The sequence below is a fragment of the Rahnella sp. NRRL B-41462 genome, from assembly GCF_003263525.1.
Taxonomy (GTDB): Bacteria; Pseudomonadota; Gammaproteobacteria; order Enterobacterales; family Enterobacteriaceae; genus Rahnella; species Rahnella aceris.
This window is the reverse complement of the sequence record NZ_JYDF01000025.1, coordinates 1-21833: the sequence shown is the minus strand read 5'-3', so window position 1 is coordinate 21833 and position 21833 is coordinate 1. Positions and strand designations below refer to the sequence as shown.

The 21833-nt window shown below is 54.3% G+C and carries 18 protein-coding genes; 8 read left to right on the top strand and 10 right to left on the bottom strand.

All coding sequences use genetic code 11. The annotated features are described in order from the left end of the window. Positions 1-508: 508 nt before the first annotated feature. Positions 509-661, top strand: coding sequence for a hypothetical protein (locus UC14_RS26700; RefSeq protein WP_157962081.1), 153 nt, complete (start codon positions 509-511; stop codon positions 659-661). Between the two features lie 57 nt (positions 662-718). Here UC14_RS26700 and UC14_RS07830 read toward each other — a convergent pair whose 3' ends face one another. From UC14_RS07830 to UC14_RS07815, 4 genes are read right to left on the bottom strand one after another with little or no spacing between them, the layout of a single operon-like run. After that, entirely contained in the window at positions 719-2167 is a 1449-nt protein-coding gene (locus UC14_RS07830) for an efflux transporter outer membrane subunit (RefSeq protein WP_037035201.1), read from the bottom strand. Then, entirely contained in the window at positions 2160-5285 is a 3126-nt protein-coding gene (locus UC14_RS07825) for an efflux RND transporter permease subunit (protein WP_112197514.1), read from the bottom strand. The genes UC14_RS07830 and UC14_RS07825 overlap by 8 nt, the downstream gene beginning before the upstream one ends. Then, complete coding sequence (locus tag UC14_RS07820; RefSeq protein WP_112197513.1) at positions 5286-8486, bottom strand: efflux RND transporter permease subunit; 3201 nt, start codon at positions 8484-8486, stop codon at positions 5286-5288. Next, entirely contained in the window at positions 8483-9826 is a 1344-nt protein-coding gene (locus UC14_RS07815) for an MdtA/MuxA family multidrug efflux RND transporter periplasmic adaptor subunit (protein ID WP_112197512.1), read from the bottom strand. Before UC14_RS07815 ends, UC14_RS07820 begins: the two co-directional genes overlap by 4 nt. Before the next feature lie 471 nt (positions 9827-10297). Here UC14_RS07815 and UC14_RS07810 point away from each other — a divergent pair, with 471 nt between their 5' ends. The 4 genes from UC14_RS07810 to UC14_RS07795 all read left to right on the top strand — a co-directional run bounded on the left by UC14_RS07810 (position 10298) and on the right by UC14_RS07795 (position 13623). Beyond that, positions 10298-11128: a gamma-glutamyl-gamma-aminobutyrate hydrolase family protein gene (locus UC14_RS07810; protein WP_112152342.1), complete on the top strand. Its 831-nt coding sequence runs from the start codon at positions 10298-10300 to the stop codon at positions 11126-11128. Beyond that, positions 11125-11670, top strand: coding sequence for a D-alanyl-D-alanine carboxypeptidase family protein (locus UC14_RS07805; protein WP_015689419.1), 546 nt, complete (start codon positions 11125-11127; stop codon positions 11668-11670). Before UC14_RS07810 ends, UC14_RS07805 begins: the two co-directional genes overlap by 4 nt. Positions 11671-11721: 51 nt before the next feature. Beyond that, positions 11722-12276: a GNAT family N-acetyltransferase gene (locus UC14_RS07800; RefSeq protein WP_112152341.1), complete on the top strand. Its 555-nt coding sequence runs from the start codon at positions 11722-11724 to the stop codon at positions 12274-12276. A 162-nt stretch (positions 12277-12438) separates the two neighbouring features. After that, positions 12439-13623 carry a sugar transporter gene (locus tag UC14_RS07795; RefSeq protein WP_112197511.1) on the top strand — a complete coding sequence of 395 codons (1185 nt, stop codon included), beginning with the start codon at positions 12439-12441 and terminating at the stop codon, positions 13621-13623. 75 nt (positions 13624-13698) lie between these two features. On the opposite strand, the gene UC14_RS07790 is transcribed toward UC14_RS07795, so the two are convergent. Then, positions 13699-14115 carry a DUF2000 domain-containing protein gene (locus UC14_RS07790; protein WP_013574124.1) on the bottom strand — a complete coding sequence of 139 codons (417 nt, stop codon included), beginning with the start codon at positions 14113-14115 and terminating at the stop codon, positions 13699-13701. Positions 14116-14247: 132 nt separating this feature from the next. On the opposite strand from UC14_RS07790, the gene UC14_RS07785 reads away from it, so the two are divergent. Further along, positions 14248-14724, top strand: coding sequence for an Lrp/AsnC family transcriptional regulator (locus UC14_RS07785; protein WP_112197510.1), 477 nt, complete (start codon positions 14248-14250; stop codon positions 14722-14724). Positions 14725-14779: 55 nt separating this feature from the next. Here UC14_RS07785 and UC14_RS07780 read toward each other — a convergent pair whose 3' ends face one another. The 4 genes from UC14_RS07780 to UC14_RS07765 all read right to left on the bottom strand — a co-directional run bounded on the left by UC14_RS07780 (position 14780) and on the right by UC14_RS07765 (position 18576). Further along, entirely contained in the window at positions 14780-15883 is a 1104-nt protein-coding gene (locus tag UC14_RS07780; RefSeq protein ID WP_013574122.1) for an amidohydrolase, read from the bottom strand. A gap of 47 nt (positions 15884-15930) precedes the next feature. Then, on the bottom strand, positions 15931-16398 hold the full coding sequence (locus UC14_RS07775; RefSeq protein ID WP_013574121.1) for a YjiG family protein: 468 nt from the start codon (positions 16396-16398) through the stop codon (positions 15931-15933). Then, entirely contained in the window at positions 16391-17071 is a 681-nt protein-coding gene (locus UC14_RS07770) for a nucleoside recognition domain-containing protein (RefSeq protein ID WP_015689416.1), read from the bottom strand. The genes UC14_RS07775 and UC14_RS07770 overlap by 8 nt, the downstream gene beginning before the upstream one ends. 365 nt (positions 17072-17436) lie before the next feature. Beyond that, positions 17437-18576, bottom strand: a complete 1140-nt coding sequence (locus UC14_RS07765; protein WP_112197509.1) for a M20 family metallopeptidase — start codon at positions 18574-18576, stop codon at positions 17437-17439. Positions 18577-18704: 128 nt separating this feature from the next. On the opposite strand from UC14_RS07765, the gene UC14_RS07760 reads away from it, so the two are divergent. After that, the gene (locus UC14_RS07760) at positions 18705-19610 is read left to right on the top strand and encodes a LysR family transcriptional regulator (protein ID WP_037035253.1); all 906 of its coding nucleotides are present in this window, start codon (positions 18705-18707) and stop codon (positions 19608-19610) included. Positions 19611-19760: 150 nt separating this feature from the next. Continuing rightward, a complete protein-coding gene (argG, locus tag UC14_RS07755; protein WP_015689414.1) occupies positions 19761-21122 on the top strand; it encodes an argininosuccinate synthase in 1362 nt (453 codons plus the stop codon). Between the two features lie 71 nt (positions 21123-21193). Here argG and UC14_RS07750 read toward each other — a convergent pair whose 3' ends face one another. Next, a complete protein-coding gene (locus UC14_RS07750; protein ID WP_112152338.1) occupies positions 21194-21445 on the bottom strand; it encodes a helix-turn-helix transcriptional regulator in 252 nt (83 codons plus the stop codon). Between the last annotated feature and the right edge of the window lie 388 nt (positions 21446-21833).

Genomic DNA, 21833 nt, shown 5'->3' with positions numbered 1-21833 from the left:
GGGGGAGGAGCCGTACTGAGCGTATCTGCTAATGCGGCGATAATATTTTTCCCACACCATTCCTGCGGCCATCATTCCAATATTTTAATATTCCCTTATTTTCGTCCACCGTCACATTTGCTAATTATTCATTATTGGCTGTGAAGATTTTTTGAGTAAAAGGAAACGCCGGCAGAAGTCGGCGTTTTTGTTGCGTGATCTGTAGAAAATATTCCCTGAGGATCCCGCGCATGCATTGACAGCGGGGAATACAACTACGTCAGTCTGGAATCTGCATTATCGGCATATGGCATCATTTCGCAGATACTGGTCGACCGACTGGCCTTCATGACGACCCGACGCCCTGGGGCACTATCGAACTGACGCATACTCACCGCAGCATTTTGGATATTCTCGATGCAACCGTCGAAACGACATCACCACTGAAACAAGCGATACCCTCCACGGTAATCAGGGATTTGCGCCGTGTTGGCAGGAATACTCATCTGATGGATCTTAAGGAAGAATAATGAGTGAGAAGGTCGATTTTGATTTCGCCATCAGCGTAAAAGCCCCCGAAGAGCTGCGTCAGCTTCCCGATTATGATCAGATCAACATCGACCGCTGGCAAATAACTATTGAGACATCTCCCGGTCAATCCAGCGCGGAATATATGGTGTAACTGTCCTTCTGGCACCCCGCTGAAAGGGCTGTTTCCAGCCCTTTCATTCAAACTCTCTTACTTACCCACATCCCCGTTCCATCCCCCGCCCAGTGCGGCGATCAGCTTAACGCTGGTGACCATCTGGGTGCTGAGCAGTGACAGGACGCTTTGTTGCTGGGTCAGGCTGGTGTTCTCGGTGGTCGCGACGTCGAGATAGTCGATCATCCCCGCCTGATACTGGTTGTAGGTCACGCGGGCGGATTCTTTGGCGGAATCGGCGGCGTTCTGACGGGCGACCAGTTCGCTGTCCAGCGTGTGCAGTTCAACCAGATAATCTTCCACTTCCTGCATCGCGGTTAACACGCTCTGGCGATAACTGGCGACGTCGGCGTCATACGCGGCTTCGGCTTGTGCCACTTTGCCACGGGTGGAACCGAAATCCAGTACCGTCTGGCTGAGTTCCGGGCCTAAAGACCAGACGCGGTTTGGCAACGAGAACAGGTTATGGAAGGCCGAGCTGGCAAAACCGCCGCTGGCACTTAAGGTCAGATCGGGATAATACGCGGCAGTGGCGACACCGACTGCCGCATTGGCAGAGGCCATGGTGCGCTCAGCAGCGGCGATATCAGGACGACGCTGCAGCAGTTGCGACGGAATCGCATCCGGCATCGCAGGCAGGTTCAGTTTTACGTCGCGGGCGGCGAGGCTGAACTGCGCTGGCGGTTTGCCGATCAGTACGGCGATAGCGTGCTCAAGCTGGGCGCGCTGCCATTGCAGATCCAGCGCCGACGCTTTGGTACTTTCCAGCTGAGTCTGTGCCTGCGCCAGTGTGCCACGCGAGGTACTGCCACCGGCATACTGGTTCTCAATCACCGTCAGATAACGCTGATAGGCGTCAATACTTTGCTTATACAACGCGATTTGCTGATCCATCACCCGCAACTGGAAATAATCCTGCGCCAGTTCGGATTGCGCGCTGAGCGTCGCATCGGCCAGATCGGCCTTGCTGGCCTGCGCGCTGGCATCCTGTTCTTCTGCCGTGCGGCGCAGTTTGCCCCACAAGTCCAGTTCCCAGCTTGCACTCAATTGTGCGGACTGGCTGTTGCTGGTGGAGGTTGAGGTGCCACTGCGCGTGCTGCCGACGGTGGCATCCACGGAAGGATACAAATCAGAACGCGCCTGCGTCACCAGTGCCTGGGCTTCGCGGTATTGCGCGGCGTACTGGGCAACGTTCTGGTTGGAAATCTGCACCTGTGTCAGCAGGGACGACAGCTCAGGATCCTGATACACCGCCCACCAGTCGCCTTTGGCCTGATTATCTTTCGGGATCGCGGCCGTCCAGCCTTTGGCTTCTTTAAATGCCGTTGGCATAGCCACATCCGGCCGTTTGTAATCAGGACCGACGGCACAGGCGCTGACCAGTAAGGCCAGCGCCAGCGGAGCAAGACGGAACACCATTGAACGTGTTTTTTGCAGAGTCATCAGATTCGCTTCAGGGTAATGAGTTTCAGTGTGATCAGTCATGAGAACTGGCCTCCGGCGGCGTCGCGTGAGGACGCAGACGTTGCCACAGACGATGCGTCGCGCGGCTGGTGCGATCCATATACAGGTAAACCACCGGCGTGGTGAATAACGTCAGGATCTGGCTCAGCGCCAGCCCGCCGGCAATCGCCAGACCCAGCGGACTGCGCAGATCCGCGTCCCCCCCGCTGCCCATCGCCAGAGGCAGGGCACCAAAGAACGCCGCCAGCGTGGTCATCAGGATCGGACGGAATCGCATCAGACAGGCCTGAGTGATCGCCTGTTGTGGCGTCAGACCCAGCCGCCGTTCGGCGTCGAGCGCGAAGTCGATCATCATGATCGCATTCTTTTTGACGATGCCGATCAGCAGCAGGATCCCGATCAGCGCGATCACCGTCAGTTGCGTATTGGTCATCAGCATCAGCAACAGCGCCCCCAGACCGGCGGAAGGCAGCGTGGAAAGAATGGTCAGCGGGTGAATATAACTTTCGTACAATACGCCGAGCACGATATATACCGCCGCCAGCGCGGCCAGGATCAGCCACGGCATGGAACTGGCCAGCGCTTCAAACGCCTGCGCCGTCCCCGCATAACTGCCATGAACGGTATCCGGCAAGCCAATTTGTGCCATGGCGGTTTTCAGCGCAGCCTGCGCATCTTCCAGCGCATAGCCGTCGGCGAGATTGAACGCGATAGTCGTGGTCGCTGTCTGCCCCTGATGGGATACCGACAGCGGTGCGTTGGCGCCGCTGAAGGTGGCAAACGCCGACAACGGCACCTGATTACCAGAATCGGTCACGACATACAGCTGATGCAGGACATCCGGATTGCTGGTGTAGTCAGACGTCAGGTTCATGACCACGTGATACTGGTTCAGCGTTTTATAGATCGTGGCAACCTGCCGCTGGCTGAAAGAATTGTTGAGCAACGTGTCAATCATCTTCACGTTCACGCCCAGTTGCGTGGCACGATCCCGGTCGATATTGAGCATGACCTCCTGACCGCCGGTTTGTGCATCGGAATCCACACCGGTCAGTTGCGGCAGTTTCGCCAGCGCTTTCTGCACCTTCGGGGCCCATTCCCGCAGCACCGAAAGATCGTCAGATTGCAGACTGTACTGATACTGCGCGTTGGCGCTGCGCCCGCCGATATGCAGATCCTGCGCCGCCATCAGGAACAACTGCGCGCCCGGCTCCTTGCCGGTCGCCATCATCAGACGGTTCGCCACCTGATTGGCGGTCGCGGTACGTTTGTCGAAATCTTTCAGACGCACGAAGAACGTGGCGGTATTACGTGAACCAAAGCCGCCGCTGCCCGCCGAACTCATCACCGCTTCTACCGCCGGATCGTCCTGAATGATCTTGCTGTATTTCAGCACCTGCGGCTGGATCGACTGAAACGACGTGTTCTGATCCGCACGCAACATGCCCATCAGCATGCCGGTGTCCTGATCCGGGAAGAAACCTTTTTCCACCACGGTATAAAGATAGAAATTGAGGATCACGGTGAGGAACAACCCGACCAGCGTGATCAGCTGATGGCGCATAACCCAGCCGAGCGCGGCAGAATAGGCCGCCAGCAGTTTGTTAAGGCCATGCTCGATCATGCGGTAGATGCGCGGCTGACGTTTTTCCACCGGCGGTTTACGTTTGAGGAAACGTGCGCACAGCATCGGCGTGAGGCTCAGTGACACCAGCATCGAAATGATCAGCGAGACACTGAGCGTCACCGCAAATTCGCGGAACAGACGCCCGACGATACTGCCCATCAGCAGGATCGGAATGAAAACGGCGATCAGCGACAGCGTCATCGACAGCACGGTGAAGCTGACTTCCTGTGCGCCTTTCAGCGCCGCCCGTACCGGTCCCATTCCCTCTTCGATATGCCGCGTAATGTTCTCCAGCACCACAATGGCATCATCGACCACGAAACCGGTGGAGATGATCAGCGCCATCATCGAGAGGTTATCCAGACTGTAGCCAAGGAGATACATCACCGCGCAGGTCCCGATCAGTGACACCGGTAGCGCCACGGCGGGGATCAGCACAGCATTCCAGTTACGCAGGAACACAAAGACCACCGCGATCACCAGCAGCGTGGCTTCCATCAGGGTCATTTCCGTATCACGCAGGGAAGCGGAAACGTTAGGCGAACGATCCAGAGCCAGGTTCAGTTGCACATCGCCCGGCAGACTTTCTTTCATCAGCGGCAGCGCGGCTTTGATCGCCTGAATGGTTTCCAGCATGTTCGCGCCAGCCTGGCGCGTTACACCAATCATCACCGACGGCGTGCTGTTGTAATACCCGACGTTGTATTTGTCTTCGACGGAATCATACACATTGGCGATATCGCTGAGGCGGATGGCCGAACCGTTGATGTAGGTGACAATCAGCGTTTTGTACTGCGCGGCGGTACTTTGCTGGCCGTTGCCTTCAATCATCCACGACTGATCCGACCCTTGCAGCAAACCTTTCGGCAGGTTGCTGGTGCTGTCGGCAATCGCAGCACGAATGGTGTCGAGGGAAATCCCGTAAGAGGTGACGGCTTCAGGGCGTAAATCAATACGCACACCCGGCAGCGCGGACCCCACCAGAGAAACCTGCCCGACGCCGTTAACCTGTGCGATTTTCTGTTGCAACTGGCTCGAGGCAATATCGTACAACTCACCTTTACTGCGCGTGGCCGAGGTCAGCGCCAGCATGATGATCGGCGCATCCGACGGGTTGGCTTTGCGGTAGGTCGGCAGCGACGGCATGCTGCTGGGCAGTAACGCACGGGAGGCGTTAATCGCCGCCTGCACGTCACGCGCCGCGCCGTTGATGTCGCGATCGAGATCGAATTGCAAAATGACACTGGTCGAACTCTGCGAACTGCGCGAGGTCATTTCCGTCACACCGGCGATTTGCCCGAGCGCCCTTTCCAGCGGCGTCGCCACCGTCGCCGCCATGGTTTCAGGGCTGGCACCCGGCAGACTGGCACTGACCAGAATGGTCGGAAAATCGACCTGCGGCAGCGGTGCCACCGGCAGCAGGCGATACCCGAGCAAACCCAGCAGGAGTATCGCCATGGTCAGCAGCAATGTCGCGACCGGGCGGAAGATGAAGAAACGCGAAATGTTCATTTATTCCGCCTGCTTCGCTGCACGCCGGTGACGTGGATTAAGGCGGTGAGAAAGCCGGTCAAACATCAGGTAGATCACCGGCGTGGAGAACAACGTCAGAACCTGACTGAAGATCAGACCGCCGACGATCACCAGCCCCAGCGGCTGACGCAGTTCCGCGCCGGATCCGCTCGCCAGCATCAGCGGCAACGCCCCGAGCAGCGCGGCCATGGTGGTCATCATGATCGGACGAAAACGCAGTAAACACGCCTGGTGAATCGCCTCACGCGGCGATAATCCCTGTTTGTTTTCCGCATCCAGTGCAAAGTCGATCATCATAATGGCGTTCTTTTTCACGATGCCGATCAACAGGATCACCCCGATCAGTGCGATCAGACTGAATTCCGTACCGGCAAAGATCAGCGACAGCAACGCACCGACCGCCGCCGACGGCAGCGTGGAAAGAATGGTCACCGGATGGATAAAGCTTTCGTACAGAATACCGAGCACGACATACATGGTCAGCAGTGCGGCGAGGATCAGCCACAGCGTGTTGCCGGTGGCACTTTCAAATGACGCCGCCGCACCCTGATAGCGCAAAGTGATGCTGTCCGGCATGGCGATATCAGCCACCGTGGTTTTGATCGCCTGTTGCGCCTGCTCCAGCGAATAACCGTCTTTGAGGTTAAAGGAGACGGTGACCGCCGGGAACTGATTGAGGCGCGCCTGCAACAATGCGCCGGTGCGCATGTGGATTTTGGCAATCGACGTCAGTTTGACCATGCCATTGGTCGCCCCGGCATTGGTGGTGGTGGTCGAGGTGCCGCTGTCCGATGTCGAAGAAGACGTGGTGCTGGTGGTGGTCGCCACCGTGCCGGATGTTGAGGTGCTGTTGTTGGTCGCCAGATAGACATCGTCAAAAGAAGCCGGTGACTGCTGGAACTGCGGGGCCACTTCCAGCACCACGCGGTACTGGTTCGCCTGGGTAAAGATGGTGGAAACCAGCCGCTGGCCGAACGCGTTGTACAGCGCGGTATCGACGTCAGACGCCGTAATACCGTAGCGTGCGGCAGCGTCGCGATCGAGCTCCACATAGGCGATCTGCCCCTGATTTTGCAGGTTGCTGACCACTTCGCTGAACTCCGGCAATGCACTGAGTTTCTCAATCAGCTTCGGTGTCCATTGCACCAGATTTTCGCTGTCGGCATCATCCAGTGTGAACTGGTACTGGCTTGGCGTGACCTGATCGTCCACCGTCAGATCCTGCGAAGCCTGCATATAAAGCTCAATGCCCGGCACGCCTGCAGTCTCCTGCTTCAGGCGTTCAATGATCGCCGGTGCACGTTCGCTGCGTTCATCAAAGGACTTCAGGCTGATCTGCAAACGTCCGCTGTTCAGACTGGTGTTATTACCGTCCACGCCGATGGTAGAGGAAACGCTTTCCACATCCGGATCATTGAGGATAGCGGCAGTCAGTAATTGCTGACGACGCCCCATCTCGCTGAAGGAGACATCCTGCGAGGCCTGGGTGATCCCCTGGATCATGCCGGTATCCTGCGACGGGAAGAAACCTTTTGGCACAATCACGTACAGCAACGCGGTGAACACTAACGTCGCGGCAGCGACCAGCAGCGTGAGCTTCTGATGGTTCAGTACCACGACCAGCATACGATCGTAACCGGCGATCATTTTGTCAAAAAACTCACCGCCTTTACGGTAAAACTTGCTCTGCTTTTCTTCCGGTGTGTGACGCAGCAAATAGGCGCACAACATCGGTGTCAGGGTCAGCGACACCACCATCGATACCAGAATCGACACGGCCAGGGTAATGGCGAATTCGCGGAACAGACGCCCGACCACATCGCCCATAAACAGCAGCGGGATCAGTACCGCAATCAGCGAGAAGGTCAGGGAAATAATGGTGAATCCGATCTGCTGCGAACCTTTCAGCGCCGCCTGCATCGGTGTTTCGCCCTCTTCGAGGCGTCGTGAAATGTTTTCGACCACCACGATGGCGTCATCGATAACAAAACCGGTGGCGATGGTCAGCGCCATCAGCGAGAGGTTGTTAAGACTGAAACCGCACAGGTACATCACACCAAAGGTGCCAACCAGCGAGAGCGGTACGGCCACGCTTGGGATCAGCGTCGCCGCGACATTACGCAGGAACAGGAAGGTGACCATCACCACCAGCGCAATCGACAGCAACAGCTCAAACTGAACGTCGCTGATCGAGGCACGGATAGTCTGGGTACGGTCAGAAATCACGCTGATTTTGACCGACTCCGGCAGCGCTTCCTGCAATTTCGGCAGTTGTGCTTTGATGGCATCCACCACCTGAATCACGTTGGCGCCCGGCTGACGCTGAACGCTGATAATGATCGCCGGTTGTTTGTTCGCCCACGCAGAAAGGTACTGATTTTCCGCTGCTTCGGAGAGCGTCGCGACGTCGCGCAAACGCAGCGCCGCCCCGTTTTCATAATTAACAATCAGGTTGCCGTATTCAGCGGCGGTGCGCAGTTGGTCATTGGCATCGATGGTGATCGAGTGGTGCGGCCCGTCAAAGCCCCCCTTGGAACCGTTGACGTTACTGTTGCCGATCAGCGTGTTGATGGTTTCCATGCTGAGGTTATGCGCCGCCAGTTTGCGCGGATCCACCTGCACGCGGATCGCAGGCTGATGCCCGCCCGCCAGCGTGACCATACCGACGCCGGAAATCTGCGACAGTTTCAACGCCACGCGGGTATTCACCAGATCCTGCACTTTGGTCAGCGGCAGGGATTCAGAGGTCGCGGCTAATGTCAGCACTGCGGCATCCGCCGGGTTCACCTTCTTGTAAGTCGGCGGATTGGGTAAATCGCTGGGCAGCAGGCTGTCAGCGGCATTGATCGCCGCCTGCACTTCCTGCTCAGCCACATCAAGGGACAAATCCAGCGAGAATTTCAGCGTAATAATGGAGGAGCCGCTGGCGCTGGTGGAATACATCTGGCTCAGCCCCGCCATCTGCCCGAGCTGACGCTCAAGCGGCGCGGTAATACCCGACGCCATCACGTCCGGACTGGCGCCCGGATACAGCGTGGTCACCTGAATGGTCGGGTAATCGACCTGCGGCAGCGCCGAGGTCGAGAGCATGTTGTAGGCGAAAATCCCCGACAACAGCACGGCGACCATCAGCAGAATGGTCGCGACCGGCCGGAGTATAAAGAGGCGTGAAGGATTCATTTAGACCCGCTGTCTTTACCGGCTGTAGTTGGGGGTGCATCAGGCGCGACGGCCGTTCTATCCGCGCCGGTGGTGGCTTTATCCACACCGCCGCTCTGCTGACGCTCTTTGGAAGAGCCACCTGCTGCTGCAGCCTCACCAGAATTCGGTGTGACAATCTCGACTTTAGTGCCGTTGTTCAGACGGTCAATACCGGTGGTGACCACCTGCTCGCCCGGCTTCACACCGGACAAAATCGCCACCTGGTCATCACCAAAATCCGGGCCGGACTTCACGCTGCGACGCTCAATGGTGCTGTCGGCTTTCACCACATACACAAAGTCGCCGTCGCTGCTCAGCTGCAATGCCGCCGCCGGGATCACCGTGGCATCTTTCAGCGTCGCGACCTGTAAGCGGGCATTCACAAACTGATTCGGATAGAGTTTTTCATCGTCATTATCAAACAACGCTTTCAGCTTGATACTGCCGGTACTGGTGTCAATTTCGTTGCTGATAAATTGCAGTTTGCCCTGTCCGAGCACTTCGCTGCCGCTCTGGTCAAAAGCCGTGGTTGGCAACTGATTGCCGCCGCGCAGGGCTTTGAGCAGGGTTTGCAAATTGCTTTGCGGCACGCTGAAGGTCACGGCAATCGGCTGAGTCTGGGTAATGGTGACGATGCCGGTGGTCGAACTGCTGGTGACCATGTTGCCCGGATCCACCAGACGCAGGCCGACGTGGCCGCTGACCGGCGCGGTGATTTTAGCGTACTCAAGGTTCAGCTTAGCGGCGGCGATTTGCGCCAGATCGGCTTTCACTGCTCCCGCGTACTGACCGGCGGTCGCAATCTGGCTTTCCAGATCCTGACGTGCCAGGGAATCCTGTGCATACAGTTTGCGGTAACGCGCCAGCGTCAGTTCAGCACTTTTCGACAGCGCCTGATTCTGCGCTAAATCGCCCTGATACTGTTCCAGCGTGGCCTGATAACTGCGCGGATCAATCTGCGCCAGCAACTGACCCTGCTCCACTTTCTGCCCTTCGGTGAAATACACCTTCATCAGCTGACCATCGACACGGCTGGTCACCGTCACCGTCGCGTTCGCCACCACCGTGCCCAGCGCACGCAGATACACCGGCACATCGGCCTGTGTGGCCTTTCCTGCCTGCACCGGCGTTGCCATTCCTGCCATCATCTGGCCGCGCATTGCGCGCATGCCGCCACGGCCCGGTTTTTTATGGGCAGAGGGATCAGAGGCACTTTGGTGGAAAGCAAAAAACCAGACCAGGATCGCGGCAACGATAATGGCGACAATAACCCACACGAATGTGCGTTTTTTGGAACGAGACGAGGCAGTCGGCAGCATAAATTTCTTGGTTTCGCAGTATTAATGAGGAGAAAACAGCTGAAAAATGACCTTCAACCAGAGATTTTCAATATCAGTCAAAAAACCATTATCCCCGAAAAGTGCGGGTGTCTGTTTTTAGGACAACGTAAAGATTTCGTTAGCAATTAAGAATTTCTATTTCTATCAGCAGGATGAATTATACCCGCTAATTTATCCTTTCGAGGCATCTAATGTTAATCACTAAATGAGAATGAATATTGAAGACCGCAACAAAAAAGCATCAGGAAGTGTCAACGAAGACCGGAATTTTGTCAGGAAAACGCGGAGTTAGTGCGGAAAATGCACTGAGATCCCACCCGAACAGGTGAGAAAACCAGAGCTAAATCCTGAAAATATGACCTATAGATAATTTATATTGTTTGCGCCGACCACGGCTTGATATGGTGAAATTTCTGATTGTTTTTCATTTCCATGCAGGGACTCAGGCGAATGCAGACAAAATTTCAATCCAGACCGGTCATTGGGGTAACGCTCGACAGCGAGGAAGCCGGTGGCTATGCCGATTATCCCTGGTACGCCTTACGTCAGAACTATATGAACAGCCTGGCGGAACTGGGTGCCGTTCCGCTGGCGTTGCCACATCACGCGGCGCTGGCCGATGAATATCTGGCGCTGTGCGACGGCATTGTCGTGACCGGCGGGGCGTTTGATGTACCGCCTGAACTGTTTAATGAGCAACAAACCAGTGATCAGGTTCGCCTGAAACCCGCCCGCACCGAATTTGAAAAAGCCATTGTTAAAGGTGCCATGCAGCGCAATATGCCGCTGCTCGGGATTTGCGGCGGCCAGCAACTGCTTGCCGTATTAACCGGCGGCACGCTGCATCAGCATATTCCCGATGCGCTGCCCGATGCCCTGGAGCACAGCACGACTGTTGATACTGAAAACGCGGGCGGCAAAAAGCGCGCGCGTCATGCGGTGGAGATTGTCGAAGGCACGCTGCTCAGCCGCTGCGTAGATCGTGACCATTACGTCGTGAACAGCTCACACCATCAGGCAGTGAAATCCGTCGGCCCCGGCTGTATCGTCAATGCTTACGCACCCGACGGCGTGATCGAAGGCATTGAATGTGAAGGCTATGATTTCTGTCTTGGCGTGCAATGGCACCCTGAATATCAGCAACATGCGCAGGATACTCAGCTTCTTAATGCATTTGTTGTTGCCGCTTCGCGCTATCAGCAGTCGATGCGCTCAGCAGGTAAGGCGATGACCGAAGCCATGAATGATGTGATCGGCCGTGCGGGAGACGAACCGGCATGAACCCGGCGGCACTGAAATCGCAAACGGAGCAGATACTGCGGGAACTGCATATCGACCCGGCGGTTATCGCACATCGTACGCTGCCGTATTTTGAGGAAGTAAGTGAGCACTTACTGGTGGAGGCGGAAACGGATGCCGAAAGCGGTAAAATATACCGTCTGACCGCCCCCGCCTCTGCCGCCTGGCATACCATGAGACAGCAGGCGGCTACTGACGGCGTGGGGATTTATCTGGTTTCCGCCTACCGCAGCCTGAATTATCAGGCTGATTTAATCCGCGCCAAACAACTGGCAGGCATCGCCCCGGAAGATTTCTTTACCTCGCTGGCGCCGCCCGGATGCAGCGAGCATCACACCGGCTGCGCCGTGGATATCAATACGCCCGGCTGCGACGAAGTGACCGGCGTTTTTGGTGAAACAGAAGCTTTTCAGTGGCTGCAAAGCCACGCCGCCGGATTCGGTTTTGTGATGTCATTCCCCCTGAACAATCCGTGGGGATTCATTTATGAACCGTGGCACTGGTGCTGGCATTCCAATTCCTGATGAATCCTCTACACTTACCGCCCTCTCCGCTACAGGCTTTAAGGGATCACCATGGAACTCGCCGTCACGAACGCTGATTTTTACCTTAAAATTTTGGGGCCGGAAGACACGGCTGTCGTTCATGCTTATTTTCGCGATAACGCCACGCATCTCGCGCCGTGGGAGCCTTTGCGGCCAGCGAACTTTTACGCGCCTGAAACCCTGCGGGTCCGTCTGAGCAATGCTTTTGATGAAGCGGCCTGCGGTACGGCATTCCAGTTTGGCATCATCAGCCGTGAAACCGGTGACATGCTCGGTGCCTGCAATTTTACCGGCATCGCCCGCGGTCCTTTTCAGGCCTGTCATCTGGGATATTCGGTCGCGGAAAACCAGCAGGGAAAAGGACTGATGCATCGGTCGCTGACAACCGCCATTGATTACCTGTTTCGCGAGCAGGGTCTGCACCGCATTATGGCCAGCTATATTCCGGACAATCATAAAAGTGAGCGCGTACTACTGCGTCTGGGCTTTGAACGCGAAGGGTATGCGAAATCATATCTGAAAATTGCCGGTTGCTGGCAGGATCACGTACTGACTTCCCTGATCAATCCTCACGACAATGCGTGAGGAACATCACAGTTACCATCACTAAAATTGTCGCCTGAAGATTTATCTGATAGGCCAATTTTCTGTTTCATTTTTCGAACAAATAAAACACACTATGCGTTCAACAGGCATCTGGCAGACAGATGCCTGATTTCAACATCTTCTTATAAGTCATAAATTTCAATGCAATCAGATACCGTTTCGCGCAGGACAGCATGGCTTCGCGTTGTGATGATGGCTATTGCCGCATTCATCTTCAATACCACTGAATTTGTGCCCGTCGGATTACTCTCCGACATCGCCGCCAGTTTCAATATGCAGACAGCACAGGTTGGCCTGATGCTGACCATTTACGCGTGGGTCGTCGCGCTGATGTCTCTGCCGCTGATGCTGCTGACCCGCAACGTTGAACGAAAGCGCCTGTTGATCATCATCTTTTGCCTGTTTATCGCCAGCCATGCGTTATCTGTCGTCGCCTGGGATTTCTGGAGTCTGGTGGCCTCGCGCGTCGGTATCGCCCTCGCCCACGCCATTTTCTGGTCGATCACCGCCTCACTGGCGATCCGTGTGGCACCGGCCGGTAAAAAAACACAGGCACTCAGTATGTTAGCGACCGGCACCGCACTGGCAATGGTGCTCGGCTTGCCGCTGGGTCGTCTTATCGGTCAGTATCTTGGCTGGCGAACCACCTTTATGAGCATCGGCATCGTTGCGCTGATGACACTGATTTGTCTGATTAAACTGCTGCCGCCGCTGCCAAGTGAACATACCGGTTCACTGAAAAGCGTGCCGATGTTGTTCCGCCGTCCGGCGCTGGTCGGTATGTATCTCCTGACTGCGCTGATAGTGACCGCTCACTATACGGCATACAGTTATATCGAACCGTTTATCCAGAGCGTTGCCAACATGGGTGAAAACTTCACCACTTTCCTGCTGCTGATTTTCGGCGGCGCGGGTATTCTCGGCAGCATTGCGTTCAGTTTGCTTGGCAACCGTTTCCCGGCAGCCATGCTCAGCGGCCCGATCCTGCTGGTCACGCTTAGCATGCTCCTGTTGTTTGTGGCGGTGATGAATCCGGTCGCGATTTCAGTACTGTGTATTATCTGGGGACTGGCGATGATGATTATCGGCCTGGCAATGCAGGTGCGCGTGCTGGCGCTGGCGACCGACGCCACCGACGTGTCAATGGCGCTGCTTTCCGGTATTTATAACATCGGTATCGGTGCCGGCGCGCTGATCGGTAATCAGGTAAGTCTGCATCTGGAAATGAGCAACATCGGCTACGCCGGTGGCCTGATCGGCTGCATTGCGTTCGTCTGGTGTCTGACGATTTTCAAACGCTACCCGCAACTGAAAGCGACGAGCTGAATACGGATTAGCGCAAAACTCAGACCGAATACCATTCCTGTATTCGGTCTTTTTTATACCTGTATCTTCAACACATTAGCGCAATAACTTCAGGTTTCCCGTCAGCGATTTAATCCACTTTTCCGGCCCCACCAGCCCGACACCGTCGATCACTTCATCGTATAAGTCCCGCAACGGGAACGTCATTTCGTATTGCTCAAACTGATGCATCGTGCGCGCAAATGCCGGGAACGGCACCACGCTGCGCTCGCCTGCTGCGTCCAGTGCTTTAAACATCAGCGCCTTAATGTGATCGGGCGTGGCCTGCAGAATGGGCAGCGGAGTTTTAGAGATAGTATCGGTCGTGACACCCTTTGCGTCAGTCAGCGAACTGCCCGCCAGCATCGGGAATTTTGCCGCTAATCCGATGCCAATTACGCCTGCCGTGTTCGCCAGTAATCCCGGCGGAAGTTCGGGATTGAGAATAATTGCCACCCGCAGTTTATCTGCCATTTTTGCGCCCTTTTCATCATTATTGATGACAAAAATGATAGCGCCTGGCCGCTGAAAGGTGCTTTCTTTTCCCGCCGTAAAATGCCCTAATCTGGTTATCTCTTTCTTTAAATCACATTTAAAAGGCAGATTATGTCCATATCTGAAATTTCACCGGCAGACCTTCGCATTCTCAAACAACTTCAGGGTTCGGGCAGAATGACCAATCAGGAGCTGGCGGAAAAAGTGGGCATGGCCGCTTCTCCCTGCTGGCGGCGCATGAAACAGCTGGAAGACAGCGGCATAATCACCGGTTATCAGGCGAACATCGACAGGAAAAAAATCGGGCTGGGGTTGCTGGCGTTTATCCGGGTGAAAATCGACAGTCACAGCGAGGAAGATGCGCAACGTTTCGAGCAGGAAGTGGGGGCGCTGCCTTCGGTGATTGCCTGTTACGCGATTGCCGGTGATGCGGATTTTCTGTTGCAGGTGGTCGCTAAAGATCTCGACAGTTTTTCCAGTTTCGCGATGGAAGTGGTGCGTCGTCTGCCGGGCATCAAAGAGATGCAAACCTCGTTTGTGCTCAGGGAAGTGAAACCGCTGGATGTGCTGCCGCTGGAGGGAATGTAAGGCAATGCCCGACAAAAGCCGGGCATATTTTTAAAACAATGACGCGCCGTAATGCTTATCCCAGCACTCTTTTCACGCAGCCTTTAAATACCCTGACACCAATGTCCAAAGCGTCGAGATCAAAGCGCATATCAGGATGATGCAGCCCGGGCGTGAGATTCGCGCCCAGTCCCCAGAACCCGGTTTTAATGGCCGGACGCTGGCGTGAATAGTGGAAGAAATCTTCACTGCCCGGTGTAAATTTCGGTTCAGTCAGGCCCTCTGCACCTAAAACTTCTGTAACAGATTCCGCGATAATCGCGGTCACGTCACTGTCGACTTCTGCCGCAGGCATCTCTTTCATCACATGAATTTCCGCGGTGGCACCCAGCGCCGCCACGCTGTGCTCAATCGCACGAATCACCTTTGCTTTCAGTTCATCCATCGGTTCATTGTGCTGCGAACGCAAATCCCAGCACACGCGGGCTTCCGCTGGCACAGAATTGGTCACACCCGCATCGCACAGGAAACGGGTGGCTTTCACGCTGTATGTCAGGCTCGGTGCCAGATGAATAGTATTCACTGCCTGAACCGCCGCCACGGCGGCATCCAGCGCGTTAATGCCCAGGTGCGGGCGCGCCGCGTGAGAAGGAACACCGGTGATAATCGCCTCAACCGTCGCACAGGCAGAGTAATACATTGCGGGCACCGCCTGCCCCATCGGGCATTCTTCAAGTGGCCGCACATGGAACCCCAGCAGCATATCCACATCATCAATGGCGCCCCCTTCCACCATGGCCAGGGCGCCGGTGCCCAGCTCTTCAGCGGGCTGAAACAAAATTTTCAGGCGGCCTTTTTTAACCATGCCTTCTTTCATGATTTCCTGCGCCGCTGCGAGCACGACAGAGGAGTGACCATCGTGGCCGCAGGTATGGCGCGCCACCAGCTCGCCATCAATGATATGGCCGAGTGCATCCATATCGGCACGCAACGCCATGACCGGACCGGGCTTGCCGCTGTCGATTTCAGCGATAATTCCTGTGGTGCCGTTCACATGACGCGTGACGTTAAACCCCGCATCTTCAAGCGCCTGCGCGATATAAGCCGATGTTTTAAATTCGGTAAAACCCAGTTCAGGGATGAGATGTAAATGTTGATAATGTTCAATAGCTTTCGACACGGGTAAAGACTCCGGTAAATTCATTTTCAAAACAGTGCAATCGAAAATCAGGCAAAAATTCGCATCAGGATCATCGAAATAATGGCGTTCAGTACGCTGGTCAGCATCAGCAGAGGCCAGTATTTTTTCGGCACATCCGCCACGCCAAGCAGGCGTCCCATGTATTGCAACTGAGAACCCATCAGGAAAATTGCCGGTGCCAGGATAGTAATCTGCGTCATATCCAGCGTGCCTTTGGTCAGCAAACTGATGGCCACACCCGTACCCGCCGAAGACGATAACCATGATGTAAGCAGCACGGTAACGGCTTCACCTGGCAATCCCAGCAACCCCATGAGTGGCGCGAAAATGTGCCCCACCAACGTCATTACGCCGAGCAGATTGAGCATTTCTGAAATGACGTAAGCCATTACCACGTTAGGCATCAGATTATTGATAGCAATATTGAAGCCTTTACGGGCACCGACCACGAAAATATCGAACGGGTTTGAGGAAACTCGGGTGGCATTACTCATTTTCAAAATCTCTTTTATAAACGGTGTTCAACACAAAGCGGACAAATACCGCGCCGACAAATTTCATCACGAACATCACCACCAGCGGAATAATCACCGGCATGGTTAATGATGCAAACATAGCGGAACCGATGGAGAAATAGTTGTTGATCAGACCGGCACCGGAATATTGCCATGCGCCCATGATCACTACGTCTTTCTTTGTGACCTGTTTATTATCGTAAAGCTCTTTACTTAATGCAGCGCCGGCGTCAGTGCTTTGCAGATCGGTAATTAACGCCAGACCGGTGTGGCCGGGAATGCCTAATATCGGCTTAAGCAGTGGTGTTAATAATTTATGTGCAGCCCGGATAGCGCCGTAGTGCGTAAATATTTCTAATAATCCCAGTGCCAGCATGACCGTCGGCACCAGAGATAAGGCAAAAAGGAAACCGGCTTTCGCACTGACACCGCCCGCCCCGACAAACGTGCTGGTTTCACCTTTCATAGTACCGAACGAACCGCCCAGCGTGGTGAAGTCAAAGGCTCCCAGCCACGCCATGCCATCCACCTTTAAAAATGCACCAGAAAACAGCAGGATAACGACAATAAGCGACACGTATGCCCCCTTACCGACTTTCCACTCGTCCACCTCAGGGGTGGCTCTCTGTTCTGATATTCGTGTGTCACTCATACTAACGTTCCTTCTCTGGTATCTGTCTGCAATAAAAAATCAGGAATACAATTCCTGTCAGTTTTCAATGAATGTCATGTGAGAAAACAGGTTATTCATTCAGCACCTGATTTCTGCTCATTTTTATTTTTAACCACAGACAAGAGAGCAGGAAACGTGCCAACTTTCACTTTTTAATAAACAGTAAAAATAGTTAAAAAACAGATAAAAAATAAAAACGAAAAATAGCCCCCATCGTAATAAAGGCTTTTTAATAAAATCATTCAATCGCGATGAAATAACCGGGAATTCATTGCACCATTTTGGTTTATGACGCACCAATAAAGGGCCCGGGTATTTTATTTCATGCACTGTTTATCAACATGTCATACGACTACTTCCCCGCTGCCCAGAATTATTTCAGCAAGCAACGCTGTCCGCAGCGGAATATCATCAATAATAATATGCTCGTCCCGGGCATGAATGCCGGAGCCTGTCGCACCCAGTCCGTCGAGCGTGGGGATACCCAGCGCCGAGGTAAAATTACCGTCGCTGCCGCCGCCGACCGCTTTGCCTTTCAGCGTAATTCCCAGCCGTTCAGCAGCATGCTGCGCCTGCAAAAAAAGCGCTAAATTCTGCGGTGTCTGTTCCATTGGCGGGCGGGACATCCCGCCGGTGACCACCACCTGCGCACCTGCAAGATGCGGCTGGCAATCTTTGATGGCCGCTTCCACGCGCGCGGCCTCTGCCATATTGCTCACACGTAAATCCACACCCAGTACGGCATGATCGGCGACCACATTAATTTTGCCGCCACCGCTTGCCAGTCCGACGTTGACCGTCGTGCCAGCCTGCGGGGCATTCAGGCTGTGAAGGGCTAAAATCTGATGCGCCATTTCCTCAATCGCGCTGATGCCATCTTCCGGATTGTTGCCCGCATGGGCCGAACGACCGGTGATTTTCACTTCAAACCTGCCGGATCCTTTACGGGCAATTTTGGCCTCATGGGTACGCGCCACGGCCGGTTCGGCCACCAGAACCCGTGCGGAATCAGCAGCACATTGTTCAATCCATTTACGCGATGACGGGCTGCCGAGTTCTTCATCCGAAGGACAAATAAACTGAATGCGATGTGGCGACAGCGCGCCGGTTTGTACCAGCGCCCGCACCGCCCAGATTGCCTGCACCAGCCCGCCTTTCATATCCAGCACACCGGGCCCATATAAACGGCCGTCTTTTTCCACCATCTCCAGCTCACCGCATTCCCACACAGTATCGAAATGGCCAAGAATACTGGTCACCTGCGGCCCGTTACCGACACTGAACAGCAGATGATTGCCGAGTTTTTCCTGCGGGCAAACCTGTGCCTGCACATCCAGCCGCTCCGCCATGATGCTTTGCAGTACGTCTCCGCAACGGTCAACCGCCACTTTATTCAGCGAAGGGGATTCGGCCTGAACCAGGCGCTTTATATCACTGAGGATCAGCGAGGCATGTTGTTGCAGATAGTCATACACGGTTGGCATGAAATTTCCCGATGTCTGTTTTGTCGTCAATTTTGATTATCTACAACCCATCACATAATATAAATGTCGTTTCAATGACTATATTGTTGCCTTTTGGTCAACAGACACCGGGAACACCGATGAGCCAGATGTTTCACGAGAAGCAGATCAGTTATCTCTACGAGGTGGGGATCCAGGGCGGGATCCGCCGTGCGGCCGATATTCTGGGCGTCAACGCTTCGGTGATCAGCCGTCAGATCGCCCTGCTGGAACGCACACTGCAACTGCCCTTACTTGAACGCAGCGGACGCACAGTGGTGCTGACCGATGCCGGAAAACTGCTGGCGGATGATTTTTTTGAAAGCCGGATACGTCGCGAAAAACTGGAGCGGCATTTAAAAGATTTGCGCTATATGAAAGGCGGCGCAGTCACCATTCGCGTCGGTGCCGGACTGGTTGATACGTTTGTCGAGCACGTACTGAAAAACTTTGCGACATCTTATCCCAATGTTTTTGTGGAAATTGTCGCAGGGAATATGCAGGAAACACTGGCGTCGATTGTCCAGGGAGAGGCCGATATGGCACTGGCGTTTGGCCCGATTGGTAACCCGGAGCTGAAGCGACACAGTTTTCCGTGGGGGCCGATCTGCGCAGTGGTCAATCCGCAGCACCCGATCGCACATCTGAAAACAGTCTCGATCGAAGAACTGAACAAGCACCCGCTGATTTCGCTCAGTGAGACGTTTGGTTTGCAACGCCACATGAACGCGATGTTCCAGAGCAAAGGTTTTTTGTTCACTCCTGCCTACCGCTGTAACCTGTTCTCGACGGCCATGAGCCTGAGCATTTCAGGCATGGGGATTTCCTTTATGAGCGCACAGGCGGCAGGTGAACGCATCGAGCACGACATTCTGGTGGCGGTTCCCATTGATCACCCTATCGCCACCGAAGCCCAGTGCCATTTATTGCGCAATTCAGACCGGCGTTTCACGCCCGCAGCGCATCATTTATGGCAGTTACTGCTGAATTTTTTCCAGAAACAGAATGAGCGGTAAGGCGTTTTGCAGTGCATGACAATTAGATAGTTATGCGGTAAAATTTACATAAATATGCAAAATGTCTTTTACCCGACGCCGGTTTTGCGATATCAATATAGGCATTGAAACTTTTAGCAGACAGACCCCCATTCATACAGGATTTAACCGATGACAACTATTCTCAAGCACCTTCCTATCAATCAGCGTGTGGGGATTGCATTCTCCGGCGGTTTGGACACCAGTGCAGCCCTGCTGTGGATGCAGAAAAAAGGGGCGATTCCTTATGCCTACACGGCCAATCTGGGTCAGCCTGATGAAGAAGATTACGATGCCATTCCGCGTAAAGCGATGGAGTACGGTGCAGAGAAAGCCCGCCTGATTGACTGCCGTAAACAACTGGTTGCAGAAGGGATTGCCGCCATTCAGTGTGGCGCATTCCATAACACTACGGCGGGCGTGACTTACTTCAATACCACGCCGCTGGGCCGTGCCGTGACCGGCACCATGCTGGTTGCCGCAATGAAAGAAGACGGCGTCAATATCTGGGGCGACGGCAGCACATATAAAGGTAACGACATTGAACGTTTCTACCGTTACGGTCTGCTGACCAATGCTGAACTGAAGATTTATAAGCCGTGGCTGGATACCGACTTTATCGATGAACTCGGTGGCCGTCATGAGATGTCCGAATTTATGATTCAGTCCGGTTTCGATTACAAAATGTCGACCGAGAAAGCCTACTCCACTGACTCCAACATGCTGGGCGCAACGCACGAAGCCAAAGATCTGGAATTCCTCGATTCCGGCGTCAAAATCGTTAACCCGATTATGGGCGTGAAATTCTGGGACGAGAATGTGGTCGTGAAAGCGGAAGAAGTCTCCATCCGTTTTGAGCGTGGTTATCCTGTCGCACTGAATGGCGTGACCTTTGACGACAGCGTGGAGCTGATGATGGAAGCCAACCGCATCGGCGGTCGTCATGGCTTGGGGATGAGCGACCAGATTGAAAACCGTATCATTGAAGCCAAAAGCCGTGGCATCTACGAAGCCCCGGGGATGGCGCTGCTGCACATCGCTTATGAGCGTCTGCTGACCGGTATCCATAACGAAGATACCATCGAGCAATACCATGCAAATGGCCGTGTACTGGGTCGTCTGCTGTATCAGGGCCGTTGGTTCGATCCGCAGGCTCTGATGCTGCGTGACTCCGCACAGCGTTGGGTCGCCAGCGAAATCACCGGTGAAGTGACTCTGGAACTGCGTCGCGGTAATGACTACACCATCATGAATACGGTATCTGAGAACCTGACTTACAAACCAGAGCGTCTGACCATGGAAAAAGGCGATTCTGTGTTCTCACCGGATGACCGTATTGGTCAGCTGACCATGCGGAACCTGGACATCACCGATACCCGCGAGAAGCTGCAAAACTATGTTGAGACAGGCTTGCTGACTTCTTCCGCCTCTACCGGTTTACCGCAGGTGGATAACAATAATCTGCCACGCGGATTGCAGGTGAAGAATAAGTAATTGCTGTTAGCTTAAACGAGCGGGCAGGATCATCATCATTACTGATGCCCTGCCCGCTCAATAATTTGCACCTAATGATTTCGTGTACGGCGTTCAATTAACTGATGTGTTTTCGGGTTGTAATAACGGCTCGGCCAGATCACCGCAGGATGCACACCAATTGCCTGACCAATCAGTATTTCCCCTTTCGGCCACGGACGCGAAAGCGCATTCGATAGCGTTGAAGAACTTAACCCCGCAGCCCGTGATACCGCCGCCAGTGTCGTACCCTTCTTGCGTAACGCCGCAATAATATCTGCCTGATGCCAGTCTTGTTTATTCATGAGTTTGTGCTCCTGATATCAGGATCACAGGGGAATGTGGGAAAGGTAAAAAGGTGAATAACTGATACAGGTTCATTGAGAACTCCATCTAACTAAGCTGATGTTTTCGCACAACAGAAATTGTGCCGTTTCCAGTAGAGTTCGAGTTCTCACGCCCGGCTGCGGATTTTGCCGCAGCGACGCGACTATAGCGTAAAGCGCGTGACTAAACCAAGTGGCTAAGAACGAAACTGAGGTGATGATTCCAGATAAATTTAATGGTTTGCAAGGAGTTGCAGGGATTGCAGGTGTGCTCCTCCCCCTGCGAAGCGGGAGGCTGGGTGGGGGTTTAGCAAACCATAAAACAGTCAATGTTTCCGCATTGCGATCTGACCTTAATACCCCACCC